The 12,887-nt window shown below is 60.7% G+C and carries 12 protein-coding genes and 1 pseudogene; 10 read left to right on the top strand and 3 right to left on the bottom strand.

Going from position 1 to position 12,887, the window contains the following annotated elements; translation table 11 throughout:
- Window positions 1-182 precede the first annotated feature (182 nt).
- From JFT91_RS11155 to JFT91_RS11115, 9 genes are all read left to right on the top strand, one after another.
- Complete coding sequence (locus JFT91_RS11155) at window positions 183-1,208, top strand: NAD(P)H-dependent glycerol-3-phosphate dehydrogenase (protein WP_158829152.1); 1,026 nt, start codon at window positions 183-185, stop codon at window positions 1,206-1,208.
- A 33-nt stretch (window positions 1,209-1,241) separates the two neighbouring features.
- The gene (locus JFT91_RS11150) at window positions 1,242-1,589 is read left to right on the top strand and encodes a DUF4389 domain-containing protein (protein WP_201232413.1); all 348 of its coding nucleotides are present in this window, start codon (window positions 1,242-1,244) and stop codon (window positions 1,587-1,589) included.
- Window positions 1,586-2,038 carry a phosphohistidine phosphatase SixA gene (gene sixA / locus JFT91_RS11145; RefSeq protein ID WP_201232412.1) on the top strand — a complete coding sequence of 151 codons (453 nt, stop codon included), beginning with the start codon at window positions 1,586-1,588 and terminating at the stop codon, window positions 2,036-2,038. The genes JFT91_RS11150 and sixA overlap by 4 nt, the downstream gene beginning before the upstream one ends.
- A 201-nt stretch (window positions 2,039-2,239) precedes the next feature.
- The gene (locus JFT91_RS11140; RefSeq protein ID WP_201232411.1) at window positions 2,240-3,895 is read left to right on the top strand and encodes an AMP-binding protein; all 1,656 of its coding nucleotides are present in this window, start codon (window positions 2,240-2,242) and stop codon (window positions 3,893-3,895) included.
- A 31-nt stretch (window positions 3,896-3,926) separates the two neighbouring features.
- The gene (locus tag JFT91_RS11135; RefSeq protein ID WP_042560476.1) at window positions 3,927-4,370 is read left to right on the top strand and encodes a hotdog fold thioesterase; all 444 of its coding nucleotides are present in this window, start codon (window positions 3,927-3,929) and stop codon (window positions 4,368-4,370) included.
- A 121-nt stretch (window positions 4,371-4,491) separates the two neighbouring features.
- On the top strand, window positions 4,492-5,298 hold the full coding sequence (locus tag JFT91_RS11130) for an alpha/beta fold hydrolase (RefSeq protein WP_201231054.1): 807 nt from the start codon (window positions 4,492-4,494) through the stop codon (window positions 5,296-5,298).
- Entirely contained in the window at window positions 5,295-6,149 is an 855-nt protein-coding gene (locus tag JFT91_RS11125; RefSeq protein ID WP_201231053.1) for an alpha/beta hydrolase, read from the top strand. The genes JFT91_RS11130 and JFT91_RS11125 overlap by 4 nt, the downstream gene beginning before the upstream one ends.
- Window positions 6,150-6,264: 115 nt before the next feature.
- On the top strand, window positions 6,265-7,071 hold the full coding sequence (locus JFT91_RS11120) for a DUF4892 domain-containing protein (protein ID WP_201232410.1): 807 nt from the start codon (window positions 6,265-6,267) through the stop codon (window positions 7,069-7,071).
- 69 nt (window positions 7,072-7,140) lie between these two features.
- Window positions 7,141-8,181 carry an AI-2E family transporter gene (locus JFT91_RS11115; RefSeq protein WP_201232409.1) on the top strand — a complete coding sequence of 347 codons (1,041 nt, stop codon included), beginning with the start codon at window positions 7,141-7,143 and terminating at the stop codon, window positions 8,179-8,181.
- A gap of 869 nt (window positions 8,182-9,050) precedes the next feature.
- Here the strand turns inward: JFT91_RS11115 and xopAW are convergent.
- The 3 genes and pseudogenes from xopAW to JFT91_RS11100 form a co-directional block, all read right to left on the bottom strand.
- Window positions 9,051-9,911 (bottom strand): EF-hand domain-containing protein, encoded by an 861-nt coding sequence (xopAW, locus tag JFT91_RS11110; RefSeq protein ID WP_201232408.1) that lies wholly within the window; start codon window positions 9,909-9,911, stop codon window positions 9,051-9,053.
- Between the two features lie 128 nt (window positions 9,912-10,039).
- Window positions 10,040-11,085: pseudogene (locus JFT91_RS11105) on the bottom strand (sensor histidine kinase).
- Window positions 11,085-11,834: a response regulator gene (locus JFT91_RS11100; RefSeq protein WP_518524864.1), complete on the bottom strand. Its 750-nt coding sequence runs from the start codon at window positions 11,832-11,834 to the stop codon at window positions 11,085-11,087. Before JFT91_RS11100 ends, JFT91_RS11105 begins: the two are co-directional and overlap by 1 nt.
- Before the next feature lie 296 nt (window positions 11,835-12,130).
- Between JFT91_RS11100 and pyrF the strand changes: the two genes are divergently transcribed.
- Window positions 12,131-12,829 carry an orotidine-5'-phosphate decarboxylase gene (pyrF, locus tag JFT91_RS11095; RefSeq protein WP_201231104.1) on the top strand — a complete coding sequence of 233 codons (699 nt, stop codon included), beginning with the start codon at window positions 12,131-12,133 and terminating at the stop codon, window positions 12,827-12,829.
- Window positions 12,830-12,887: the final 58 nt, after the last annotated feature.

The following is a 12,887-nucleotide window of genomic DNA, read 5'->3' as shown; positions in this document are numbered from 1 at the left end:
AGCAAAGAATTGGCGCGCATGTTAACCGAGGGCAGCGACTTTTCCAGTCACGTTGCAGGCATTTTCCTAGGTTTTATTGGTCTTCTTCCTACAAGTATCGGTAATTGACGTGGGGGCTGGCCGCCATCGGGTCGCCCCGTATAATGCCGACATCGCCACTGGTATGGATTAATGGATTGCATATGACTGAACAGCGCCCGATTGCGGTCCTGGGAGGCGGAAGTTTTGGTACCGCCGTGGCCAATCTATTGGCCGAGAACGGCCATCAAGTCTTGCAGTGGATGCGTGACCCCGAACAGGCCGAGGCCATCCGGGTCAATCGCGAAAACCCGCGTTACCTCAAAGGCATCAAGATTCTGCCAGGCGTGACCGCTGTCACCGACCTGCAAGCCACTCTCGACGCCTGTGATTTGTGCTTCGTCGCGCTGCCGTCGAGCGCACTGCGCACGGTGCTCGCCGCGCACGCCGAGCGCTTGAGCGGCAAGATGCTGGTCAGCTTGACCAAAGGCATCGAAGCCCAGACCTTTAAACTGATGAGCCAGATCCTCGAAGAGATCGCTCCGCAAGCGCGCATCGGCGTGCTGTCGGGGCCGAACCTGGCGCGGGAAATCGCCGAGCATGCGCTGACTGCCACGGTGGTCGCCAGTGAAGACGAAGAACTTTGCAAGCAAGTGCAAGCCGCGCTGCATGGCCGCACTTTCCGCGTTTATGCCAGTGCCGACCGTTTTGGCGTCGAACTCGGCGGGGCGCTGAAAAACGTTTACGCGATCATCGCCGGCATGGCCGTGGCGCTGGAAATGGGTGAGAACACCAAGAGCATGCTGATCACTCGCGCCTTGGCGGAAATGACCCGATTTGCGGTGAATCAAGGAGCGAACCCGATGACCTTCCTCGGTCTTGCCGGTGTTGGCGATTTGATCGTCACGTGTTCCTCACCGAAGAGCCGCAACTATCAGGTCGGTTTCGCCCTCGGCCAAGGTTTGAGTCTCGACGAAGCCGTGTCGCGCCTCGGTGAGGTCGCCGAAGGGGTCAACACTCTGAAAGTGCTCAAGGCCAAATCCCAGGAAGTCGGCGTGTACATGCCGTTGGTCGCCGGCCTGCACGCAATCCTGTTTGAAGGACGCACGCTGGAACAGGTGATCGGTCTACTGATGCGTGCCGAACCGAAAACCGACGTCGACTTTATTTCCACCAGCGGTTTCAACTGATTCAGCGTTTATCTACGGACAGGGGAGCAAGCCATGAACGATCCGAAAATCGAAGCCAAGTACGAGTCCATCCTCTTGCGCGTGTTGTGGATGATCGTCTACGTGCTGGTCTGGCAAGTGGCGCAGTTCATCCTCGGCGCAGTGGTGCTGGTGCAACTGATCTACCGTTTGATCTATGGCGCGCCAAGCGCCAGCCTGATGAATTTCGGCGACAGCCTGAGCCAGTTTCTGGCGCAGATCGGCCGTTTCGGCAGTTTCCACAGCGACCAGAAACCCTGGCCGTTCGCCGACTGGCCAACCCCGCGTGCGTCGGAGGGTGAAGCGCCGCATGCCGTGCCGCCGGCCCCACACCCGGCCCGAGATGAGGAGCCCAAGCTATGAAACTCTGGGTGTTGCGTCACGGCGAGGCCGTACCATATGGCTCGTGCCCTGACTCCGAGCGGGAACTGACCGAGCACGGTCGCAAAGAGGCCTTGAGCAGCGCGGCCCATTTGATCGGCCAGCCGCTGACCGCGATCTACGCCAGCCCTTATCTGCGTGCGCAACAGACCGCGCAGATTGTTCGCGAGGCGCTGGGGTTCGAGCCGGAGATTCGCACGGTCGAATGGCTGACGCCGGAAGTCGATCCGGACAGGGTCGCCGATCAGTTGGTTTCTGTGAGCAATGTACTGCTGGTCAGCCACAACCCGTTGGTGGGCAATCTGCTCAGCTATCTGCAGCACGGCGCCGGGTATCCGCCGGAGCGGGTCAGCACCGCCGGGTTGGCCGAGCTGGAAAGCCCTGAGCTGTTGATTGGCTCGATGACCCTTAACAGCCTCAAGCATCCCTAACACCGCTCCCTGTAGGAGTGAGCCTGCTCGCGATGAGGCCATATCAGTCAATATCAATTTAGGCTGATACACCCGCTATCGCGAGCAGGCTCACTCCTACAGGTTCTCTGTGTACCGGAAATTATTTGTTTGAATTTTTCAACCAAGCACTTGCTTGGTTGACTACGCTTGCTCCAGACCAAAAAAACAGGAGCGAGTCGCATGTCTGCCGCCTTCCGGTTGCCGCTGGACGTGTTCTACGAACGTGAAGCCCGGCACCCGCGCCAGCGCTTCCTGGTACAGCCCACCGGCGGCGGGCAGGTAGAGACGCTCAGTTGGGCCGACGTCGGCCATCAGGCCCGCTGCGCTGCGCACTGGCTGCGCGCCCGCGAGTTGCCGCAAGGCAGCCATATCGCCCTGATCTCGAAAAATTGCGCGCACTGGATCATCGCCGATCTCGCGATCTGGATGGCCGGGCATGTTTCGGTACCGCTCTATCCCAATCTCACCGCGGATTCCGTGGCCCAGGTGCTCAAGCACTCGGAAAGTGTGCTGGCGTTTATTGGCAAGCTGGATGATTGGCCGAATATGTCGCAAGGCGTGCCGGCAGATCTGCCGACCATCAGCTTGCCGCTGCATCCGCCCGGAAAATTCGATTTCAGTTGGGCAGACCTGCAGCGCTATTCGCCGATTCAGGACGATCCGCGCCCGCCTGCCGAGCAACTGGCAACGATCATCTACACCTCCGGCACCACTGGCCTGCCCAAAGGCGTGATGCACAGCTTTGCCAATCTCGGCTTTGCCACCACGCGCGGTACGCAATTGTTCGGGCTCAACGAGAGCGATCGACTGCTGTCATATCTGCCGCTGTGTCACGTTGCCGAGCGGATGTTCGTTGAACTGGCGTCGATCTATACCGGGCAAACCGTGTTCTTTGCCGAAAGCCTCGACACCTTCATCACCGATCTCAAGCGTGCGCGGCCGACCGCAATGTTCGGCGTGCCACGGATCTGGACCAAATTCCAGATGGGCGTGTACAGCAAGGTCCCGGCGAAGCGTCTGGATTGGCTCCTCGGTCTGCCGTTTATGGGTAAACGGGTCGGGCACAAAGTGCTCGCCGGGCTGGGGCTGGACGCCTTGCGTGTGGCGCTGTCCGGCGCGGCGCCGGTGCCGCAGACCTTGCTCAACTGGTATCGGAAACTCGGCCTCGACGTGCTGGAGGTCTATGGCATGACCGAGAGCTGTGGCTACTCGCACATCTGCCTGCCGGGACAATATAAACAGGGCTGGATCGGCAAACCGTGCCCGGATGTCGAGGTGCGCATCGATGAGTCGGGCGAAGTGCAGGTGCGCAGTCAGGCCAATATGCTCGGCTATTTCAAGGAACCGCAGAAAACCGCCGAAACGATCACCGAAGACGGCTTCCTGCGCACCGGCGACAAGGGCGAGCAGGATGCCGAAGGACGCCTGTGCCTGACCGGGCGGCTCAAGGAAATCTTCAAGACCAGCAAAGGCAAATACGTCGCCCCGGCACCGATCGAGAATCGTCTGGCGGTGCATTCACGGATCGAGCAGGTCTGTGTCGTCGGCGATGGATTGAGCGCGCCGTTGGGTTTGTGTGTGCTCTCCATCGTCAGTCAGGAAGAAGGTCGCGCCAGTCTGCACTCGAGCCTGGAAAAACTCCTGGAAGAGGTCAACGCCGCGCTCGACAAGCACGAACGCCTGCGTCGGTTGGTGGTGGTCAAGGACAGTTGGGGCGTCGAAAACGGCTTTCTCACCCCGACGCTGAAGATCAAGCGCAACGTCATCGAAGACACCTACGGCGCCCGCTTCGAAGAATGGAGCGAGCGCAGCGAGTCGGTGCTGTGGCAGGATTGAGCGACAACCAAAACAACCAAGGAAGTCTGCGATGAGCTTGTGGCGTACCACTCCCAATATCGAGCAGTTGAACGCAATCCAGAAAAACACCATTGGCGAAGTGCTGGACATCCGCTTCGAAGCGTTCGACGAAGAGTCGCTGACCGCGAGCATGGTCATCGACCATCGCACACACCAACCTTACGGCTTGCTGCATGGCGGCGCTTCGGTGGTGCTGGCGGAAACCGTCGGTTCGATGGCCAGCTATCTGTGTATCGATGCCAGCAAGTTTTACTGCGTCGGGCTTGAGATCAACGCCAACCATTTGCGTGGGTTGCGCAGTGGACGCGTGACGGCAGTGGCCAAGCCGATTCATATCGGCCGTACCACGCACGTCTGGGACATCCGTCTGACCAGTGATGAGGGCAAGGCCAGTTGCGTGTCACGGTTGACCATGGCGGTGGTGCCACTGGGTGAGCAGCCGCCGGCACGGTAATTGTCGATTTGCCCATAGCTTTGACCTGACTGTCATCATTTCTGGCAGTTATGGTCATTGCTGCGGATCCTGGTCTTACGGACAATCAACGTCACGTTTCCCGTTCATGGATTAAGCCTGCATGTCGCAACCAATCTTTTTCGCCCACGCCAACGGGTTTCCCTCGGGCACCTATGGCAAGTTGTTCGCGGCGCTGGCGCCCGAGTACCGGGTTGCGCATCTGGAGCAGCATGCCCATGACCCGCGTTTCCCTGCCGACGACAACTGGTACAACCTGGTCGATGAATTGATCCATCACCTGCAACAGCAGGATCAACCCGTGTGGGGCGTCGGACATTCATTTGGCGGCGTGCTGCACCTGCACGCGGCGCTGCGGTGTCCTGAGTTGTATCGCGGCGTGGTCATGCTCGATTCGCCAGTGCTGACGCGTACCGATCAATGGGTGATTCGTGCAGCCAAACGTTTTGGTTTTATCGACAGACTGACGCCAGCCGGGCGTACGTTAGGCCGACGCGAAGAGTTCGCCGACCTCGATAGCGCCCGTCGCTATTTTGCCGGCAAGACGCTGTTTCGCGGTTTCGACCCGGAATGCTTCGACGCCTACCTGCAACACGGCCTGCATCGGGTCGACGATAAATTGCGTTTACGCTTCGACCCTGCCACTGAAATCAGCATTTATCGCGGCGTGCCGCACACCAGCCCTGGCCGCACTCGGCAACTGCAGGTGCCGCTGGCGGTGGTGCGTGGGCACACCAGCCGCGTGGTGATGCGCCATCACACTCGTTTCGTCTCGCGCCTGCCGCAAGGCGAAGCGCTGAGCATGCCCGGCGGGCACATGTTCCCTCTTGAACGCCCGCAAGACACCGCGCGGCTGCTGAAGAACCTCTTCACCCGTTGGGAATCTCGCCAGGACAGGGATTGCGCATGAGCCCGACTTTCGAAGAAGTGCGCCTGAGCCTGCCGCATATCGAGTTGGCCGCGCATTTGTTCGGCCCGGAAGACGGTTTGCCGGTGATCGCCTTGCACGGTTGGCTCGACAACGCCAACAGCTTTGCCCGTCTGGCGCCGAAGCTCAAAGGCTTGCGCATCATTGCGCTGGACATGGCCGGCCACGGTCATTCCGGGCATCGGCCCAATGGTGCCGGTTACGCGTTGTGGGATTACGCCCATGACGTGTTGCAAGTCGCCGAGCAATTGGGCTGGAAACGATTCGGCCTGCTCGGGCATTCAATGGGCGCGATTGTGTCGCTGGTGCTGGCGGGGTCGATGCCAGAGCGCATCAGCCATCTGGCGTTGATCGACGGCGTGATTCCTCCTACAGACAAAGGCGAAAATGCGGCCGAGCGCATGGGCATGGCCCTGCAAGCGCAACTCGATCTGCGCGAGAAGCGCAAACCGGTCTACCACACCCTCGACCGTGCCATCGAAGCGCGGATGAAAGGTCTGGTGGCGGTCAGTCGTGAAGCGGCGGAGCTGTTGGCTCAGCGCGGGTTGATGCCGGTGCCCGGCGGTTACACCTGGCGCACCGATAATCGACTGACTCTGCCATCGCCGCTGCGCCTGACCCAGGAGCAGGCGATGGCTTTCGTCCAGCGCATCGGCTGTCCTGCGCAGCTGGTAGTCGCGGCCGACGGTATGCTGGCTAAACATCCGGAGCTGCTGGAGCGTCTACCCTTTAGCCGGGAACAGCTGCCAGGTGGGCATCATTTGCACCTGAACGACGAGGCCGGGGCGGATCTTGTCGCAGACTGTTTCAATCGCTTCTTCGCCATTCCTTGACTTGCCGCAGGCAACTGTCGAGGCTGGGCGGGTTGAAATGGGAGACAACCACGATGGATTTCTATACCGCTGCGACCCCGAATCACACAGTCATGCCGATCCGATGAGCCTGACTATGCGGTCACTCAGTCTGTTGGCGCTGAGCTGTTTCAGTTCCGTTTCTTTTGCCGCCGACGTGCCGGGCAGTCAGGATCTGCAGATCGTGCCGCGACTGGCCGATGCGCAAATCGTCGATTTCCGCCCTCCGGTGGAACTTGAACGGATCTATCCGTTGGGTTCGATCCGCAAGATCAGCGGCCAATTGCGCTTCGACGGCCAGGTCACGGCCCGTGGCCAAACCACTTCGGTGACTTACGAGTTACCGCCCGAACACTCCGCCACCGAAGCCTTCACCGCTGCACGCGAAGCCCTGCAAAAGCAGGACGCCGAATTGTTGTTCTGGTGTCAGGCCCGCGATTGCGGCGAAAGCAGCCTGTGGGCCAACGAAGTGTTCGGCAATTCCAAACTGTACGGCGCGGATGAGCAGCAGGCGTACTTGCTGTTGAGGCTGGCCGCGCCACGGGACAACACGCTGGTGGCGCTCTACAGCATCACTCGCGGCAATCGCAAAGCCTACCTGCATGTCGAGCAGTTCGAGGCAGTTGCGCCGTTGGGCGAGCTGCTGCCGACTTCGGCAACCCTCTTGCGTCAACTCAAAAGTACCGGCGAACTGGACTTCCCCAAACTGGTGAACGACCCGGATGACACCTGGCTGCGCCTGATTTCCCGTGGCCTGAACCTCGACACCACGCAGCGGGTGACGGTATCCGGGCCGAAGGCCGAGGCCTGGCGTCAGGCACTGATCAATCAGGGCGTACGCGCCGCGCGGATGGAAACCGGCAGTGTCGACGGCGCAGGCTTGCGCATCGATCTGTTGCGATAAGCTCTATCGGGCGAGCACGCGTGGCGTGTTCGCCTACTCTTTGCCTGACTGACTTTTTCGAGACCTTACATGCTCAATAACGATCGACTGCTGGTGCAGATCCTGCTGCTGGTGTTGTTTGGCGCCAGCCTGTGGGTAATGGCGCCGTTCTGGTCGGCGCTGTTCTGGGGCGCGGTGCTGGCGTTTGCCAGTTGGCCACTGATGCGCCTGCTGACCCGTTGGCTCAATGGCCGAGAATCGCTGGCGGCGGCCATTCTGACCCTCGGCTGGATGCTGCTGGTGGCGGCGCCGCTGGTCTGGCTGGGATTCAATCTCGCCGATCATGTGCGCGATGCCACAGCGTTTATCAAGGATGTGCAGGTTGATGGTCTGCCGGAAGCACCGGCCTGGCTGGGCACTTTGCCGGTTGTCGGTGAGCGCTTAGTGGGGCTCTGGAACAGCATCGATGAGCAGGGCGCAGCGTTGATGGTGTCGATCAAGCCTTATCTGGGGCAGGTCGGTAACTGGCTGTTGGCGCGCAGCGCGCAGATCGGCGGCGGGATTCTCGAGCTGACGCTGAGCATTGTCTTTGTGTTCTTTTTCTACCGTGACGGGCCACGACTGGCGGCGTTCGTGCACAGCCTGTTGGAGCGGTTGATCGGGGAGCGTGCGGGTTATTACATCGAACTGGTGGCCGGCACGGTACAACGGGTGGTCAACGGGGTGATTGGTACCGCGGCGGCGCAGGCGATTCTGGCGTTGATCGGATTCCTTATTGCCGGGGTGCCGGGGGCGCTGGTGCTGGGGATTGTGACGTTCCTGCTCAGTCTGATTCCGATGGGGCCACCGTTGGTGTGGGTACCGGCCACGGCCTGGCTGGCCTGGAAGGGCGAGTATGGGATGGCGGTGTTTCTCGGGATATGGGGGACGTTCATCATCAGTGGCGTAGACAACGTGCTCAAGCCGTATCTGATCAGCCGCGGGGGCAATTTGCCGTTGGTGATTGTGTTGCTTGGGGTGTTTGGCGGGTTGATTGCGTTTGGGTTCATCGGGTTGTTTATCGGGCCTACCCTGTTGGCGGTGGCTTACAGTTTGTTGACGGATTGGAGTAAGAGTCAGGCTCGGGTTTAGGTTGGGGTTTTGGGGTTTTGGGGTTTTGGTTTGGGGTGTATATCCGTTTTTTGGGTGATGGCGGCTTAGGGTTCCGCCCTTACGGCGGGTCACTTTTGGCAGACGCCCCAAAAGTAACCAAAAGGGCTTTACCCTGACGTACGGCCCTCGCTTAGGCTCGGGTTCCTTCGTTCCGGGATTGATCCGGGCGCATCGCCTACGGTTTGCTTCGCTGCACCTCCTCTCGATGCATTTGGCTGCGCCAAACGGTCGCTGCGCTCCCACCCCCGGATCAATCCCTTCACTCAGCCTGCCGACGGGCCTTTTAGATCAAAAGCGGTACTCGAGCTAACGCTCATTGTGTTGAGTGGGGCGGCATGCGCCGTGTGCGGGGGGCTTTTTTTGTGGGAGCTGGTTTGCCAGCGATGGCAGCCTGACAGCTGACCAGTCTTTGGCGGATGTACGCATCCCCTGTAGGAGCTGCCGAAGGCTGCGATCTTTTGATCTGCTCTGGCGCTGGCTCTGGCTCTGGCTCTTGCTTTGCTTTTGCCCTTCCGCCCCTTCGGCAGGCCGAGCGAAGGTGTTCATCCGGGGGTTAGGCGCGCAGCGCCGTTTGGCGAAGCCAAACACATCGAGAGGAGGTGCAGCGCAGCCAACCGTAGGCGATGCCCCCGGATGGACACCGTAGCGAGGGAACACTGAGCCTCAGCGAAGTGCCGTACGCCGGGGCCAAGCCTTTGGGTTACCTTTTCGGCGTCTGGAAAAGGTGACTCGCTGTAAGAGCGAAACCCTAAGCAGCCATAACCGCAGCAACGGATATGCCCCCAAACCAAAATGCATACCAATTCCCATGCAGGAGCAGCCTTCGGCAGCTCCTGCACGAGGTTCGTTTATGTCGCGACGTTGAGATATTTGCCCACCGGCGCGGCGCTGGTGAGCGAATATTGTTTGCTCAGATTGGCAATCATGCGGTTCAGCGCTTCACCAGTTGACTGCGCGCTGGCCGTCTCCTCATCCGACGGACGCTCACGGCCAGCCTGCAAAGCGGCCTTCAATTCATCACTGCTCACGCCACCACTACTATCGCTGTCCAGAACCTTGAGCAGCGCCGCACTGGTGTCGGTGCTGGTCGCCGAGGTGCTGTCGCTCGCCTGCAACGCACTGCTCAATTCGGTGGCAGTGACGCTACCGTCACCGTCGGCATCAAGCTGGCTGAACAGCTCGTCACTGTTGACTTGTGGTGGAGGCGGCGGTGGCGGCGTCAGGCTGGCGGTGAGTTCGTCCTGGCTGACGGTGCCGTCCTTGTTTTTGTCCAGGGCCGAGAAGATTTCGTGGCTGTCGGCGGTGCTGCCGGCGCTGGTTAGGCCGCTGCTCAGTTCATCGCTGCTGATGGCGCCGTCGCCATCGGAGTCGAGGGCGCTGATCAGAGCGTCGGCGAGGTCGGTGTTCGGCGTTTGATCGCCATGCGGTGGCGGTGGGGGCGCCATGGCGGTCATTTCTTCAGCGCTGAGGCCGCCGCTGCCGTCGCTGTCCAGGTCACCGAATTGTTTGCTCAGGCTGACCAGCAGGCCGTCGTCGGACTTTTGCGACAGGGCGCTTTTCAGTTCATCCTGATCCACCGCACCGTCGCCGTTGCTGTCGAGTTTGGCGAACAGTTCTTTCTGCAGTTGCTGGTTGCGCGCGTTTGGTGTGGTGGTGCTGCTGGTGCTGGTGCTTGTATAGCTCGTGTAATTGCTGACGCTACCGATCATCGGACTCACTCCCTGGAATGGAAAACCGGTGGGTGCACCGGCTTATGCAGCCTCGGGGGGCAAGTTGTCGGCGGTATGTGAGGTTTGTACCGAGTGGTACACAGACCGGAATTCACCGAGTGGTGTTTTCAGCTGCGCGGCAGGCGAATGATGGCCGTGAGGCCGCCGCCCGGGGTTTCTTCCAGATTGAGTTGGCCGCCCAATCGCTGAGCCGCCTCGCGAGCAATGGTCATGCCCAGGCCCACGCCACCGGAATTGCGATTTCGCGAACCTTCCAGGCGATAAAACGGTTCGAACACCGCTTCACGCTTGTCTTCGGCAATCCCCGGACCGTGATCGATCACGCGGATCAGCAGTTGTTCGCGCTGATCATGCAGTTCGATGCGCGCCTGTCCGGCATAGCGCAAGGCGTTGTCGAGCAGATTGTTGATGCATGAACGCAGCGCCATCGGCTGCACCGGCAACGGTGCGCAATGGCCGCTGACCTGCACGTCCGCGCCTTGGTCCTGTGCGTTCTCGCACAGCGATTCGACCAGTGCCTGCACGTCCATCAATTGCAACGCTTCGCTGGTGCGCTGTTCGTGCAGGTAGGTGAGGGTGGCGTCGAGCATGCCGATCATGTCGTTCAGGTCTTGACGCATCTGGTTCTGCAACTTGTCGTCGCTGATGTTTTCCAGGCGCAGTTTCAGTCGCGATAGCGGGGTGCGCAGGTCGTGGGATACGGCGCCGAGCATGCGTGCGCGCTGCTGAACCTGTTCACGAATGCGTTGCTGCATCAGATTGAAGGTGTACGCCGCTTGCCGCGCTTCGCGAGGGCCGGACTCGTCGAGGGGCGGGCTGTCGAGATTTTCGCTGAGGCGTTCCGCGGCGTCACTCAAGCGCTGGATCGGGCGGCTGAGTAATTTGGCGCCGTACCACGCAGCGATCATCAGCGAGACGAACTGAAACGTCAGCGGCACAATCGGCCCGCCGAACCAGGGGCGCGGCGGACGGGGCGGAAGCGCGGACTTTGCCCTGGCCGTTGGCTGTCGGACATTGCGGAAAAGCCTGGTGGGGGCGGCGGAGGCGGGCCGTAGTGATGAAACCAGGCAAAAGCCAGCAGGTGCGCCAGGACAATCGCTACAAACAGCACGCCAAACAGACGGCCGAACAGCGTATCGAAGCGCAACCGCATCAGCCGATGTCCCTGGCGTCGAACAGATAACCCTCACCGCGTACGGTTTTGATCAGCTGTGGCGCTTTTGGGTCATCACCGAGTTTCTGCCGCAGGCGCGAGACCAGCAAGTCGATGCTGCGGTCGAACGCTTCGATCGAACGCCCCCGTGCAGCGTCGAGCAATTGTTCGCGGCTCAGGACTCGGCGCGGGCGTTCGATGAAGACCCAGAGCAGGCGGAATTCGGCGTTGGACAGCGGCACCACGAGGCCGTCGTCGGCGATCAGTTGGCGCAGGACGCTGTTCAAGCGCCAGTTGTCGAAGCGAATATTCGCCCGTTGTTCGGTACGGTCATCGCGCACGCGACGCAGAATGGTCTGGATGCGTGCGACCAGTTCACGCGGTTCGAACGGCTTGGCCATATAGTCGTCGGCGCCCAGTTCCAGACCGATGATGCGGTCGGTGGGTTCGCAACGGGCGGTGAGCATCAGGATCGGGATGTCCGATTCGGCGCGCAGCCAGCGGCACAGCGACAGACCGTCTTCGCCAGGCAGCATCAGGTCGAGTACTACCACGTCGAAATGTTCGGCCTGCATCGCCAGGCGCATCGCCGCGCCGTCGGTGACGCCGCTGGCGTGGATATTGAAGCGGGCGAGGTAATCGATCATCAGCTCGCGGATCGGCACGTCATCGTCGACGATCAGCGCGCGAATGCTCCAGCGCTTGTCGTCTTTGGGCTCATCAGTCACGGTCGTTTGGTTGCTGTGCATGGGGCTGTTCATCTGCCAGTAGGCCGCCAACCACAAAGATGGGCTGCGAGGTTGTGGTTTCAGCATAGGCGTCCGGCCGTGAGGCGGGAAGTGCTGATGTAAGGACGTGTTGCGGCTGGCGAGGCTAGCGTCGGTGCTTGTTGCTGGCGTGTCGGTTGTGTATCGGAGTCGACACAATAGCAGCGAGCGCTATGCTGATCACACGTTGGTGTGACGAATTACCGATCATCGGGTGCCGCGCCGCCGCCGGTTCCGCTACAATGCGCGCCGATTTCGACCTGCCTGAGAGCCCATTCATGTCCGCCTGCCAGACTCCTATCATCGTCGCCCTGGATTTCCCCACCCGTGACGCCGCACTGAAGCTGGCCGACCAGTTGGACCCGAAGCTGTGCCGGGTCAAAGTGGGCAAGGAACTGTTCACCAGTTGCGCCGCGGAAATCGTCGGCACCCTGCGTGACAAGGGTTTTGAAGTATTCCTCGACCTGAAATTCCACGACATTCCCAACACCACCGCGATGGCTGTAAAAGCTGCTGCCGAGATGGGCGTGTGGATGGTCAACGTTCATTGCTCCGGCGGTCTGCGCATGATGGCTGCTTGCCGTGAAGTGCTGGACAAGCGCAGCGGCCCGCAGCCACTGCTGATCGGCGTGACCGTGCTGACCAGCATGGAGCGCGAAGATCTGGCCGGTATCGGTCTGGACATCGAGCCACAAGAGCAGGTTCTGCGTCTGGCAGCACTGGCCGAGAAGGCTGGCATGGACGGCTTGGTGTGTTCGGCGCTGGAAGCCACCGCACTGAAAACTGCACACCCGTCGCTGCAATTGGTCACTCCGGGTATTCGTCCGGCGGGCAGCGCACAAGACGATCAGCGCCGCATTCTGACCCCGCGTCAGGCGCTGGATGCCGGTTCCGATTACCTGGTGATTGGTCGCCCGATCAGCCAGGCGGCTGATCCAGCCAAGGCACTGGCCTCCGTAGTCGCCGAAATCGCTTAACCAGCCAGCGAAGATCCAAAATGTGGGAGCGAGCCTGCTCGCGAATGGGGTGTATCAG

This window comes from Pseudomonas sp. TH08 (assembly GCF_016651275.1).
In the GTDB taxonomy this organism is placed as follows: Bacteria; Pseudomonadota; Gammaproteobacteria; order Pseudomonadales; family Pseudomonadaceae; genus Aquipseudomonas.
The sequence above is the reverse complement of the archived record's forward strand: the minus strand, read 5'-3'. Positions and strand labels throughout refer to the sequence as shown.

What these genes read in the sequence shown, in the direction of transcription:
- JFT91_RS11115 (WP_201232409.1), top strand. Translation starts at nt 7,141, where the DNA reads ATGCTCAATAACGATCGACTGCTGGTGCAGATCCTGCTGCTGGTGTTG.
- xopAW (WP_201232408.1), bottom strand. Translation starts at nt 9,911, where the DNA reads ATGATCGGTAGCGTCAGCAATTACACGAGCTATACAAGCACCAGCACC.
- pyrF (WP_201231104.1), top strand. Translation starts at nt 12,131, where the DNA reads ATGTCCGCCTGCCAGACTCCTATCATCGTCGCCCTGGATTTCCCCACC.
- JFT91_RS11100 (WP_518524864.1), bottom strand. Translation starts at nt 11,834, where the DNA reads ATGCACAGCAACCAAACGACCGTGACTGATGAGCCCAAAGACGACAAG.
- sixA (WP_201232412.1), top strand. Translation starts at nt 1,586, where the DNA reads ATGAAACTCTGGGTGTTGCGTCACGGCGAGGCCGTACCATATGGCTCG.
- JFT91_RS11155 (WP_158829152.1), top strand. Translation starts at nt 183, where the DNA reads ATGACTGAACAGCGCCCGATTGCGGTCCTGGGAGGCGGAAGTTTTGGT.
- JFT91_RS11135 (WP_042560476.1), top strand. Translation starts at nt 3,927, where the DNA reads ATGAGCTTGTGGCGTACCACTCCCAATATCGAGCAGTTGAACGCAATC.
- JFT91_RS11150 (WP_201232413.1), top strand. Translation starts at nt 1,242, where the DNA reads ATGAACGATCCGAAAATCGAAGCCAAGTACGAGTCCATCCTCTTGCGC.
- JFT91_RS11130 (WP_201231054.1), top strand. Translation starts at nt 4,492, where the DNA reads ATGTCGCAACCAATCTTTTTCGCCCACGCCAACGGGTTTCCCTCGGGC.
- JFT91_RS11140 (WP_201232411.1), top strand. Translation starts at nt 2,240, where the DNA reads ATGTCTGCCGCCTTCCGGTTGCCGCTGGACGTGTTCTACGAACGTGAA.
- JFT91_RS11120 (WP_201232410.1), top strand. Translation starts at nt 6,265, where the DNA reads ATGCGGTCACTCAGTCTGTTGGCGCTGAGCTGTTTCAGTTCCGTTTCT.
- JFT91_RS11125 (WP_201231053.1), top strand. Translation starts at nt 5,295, where the DNA reads ATGAGCCCGACTTTCGAAGAAGTGCGCCTGAGCCTGCCGCATATCGAG.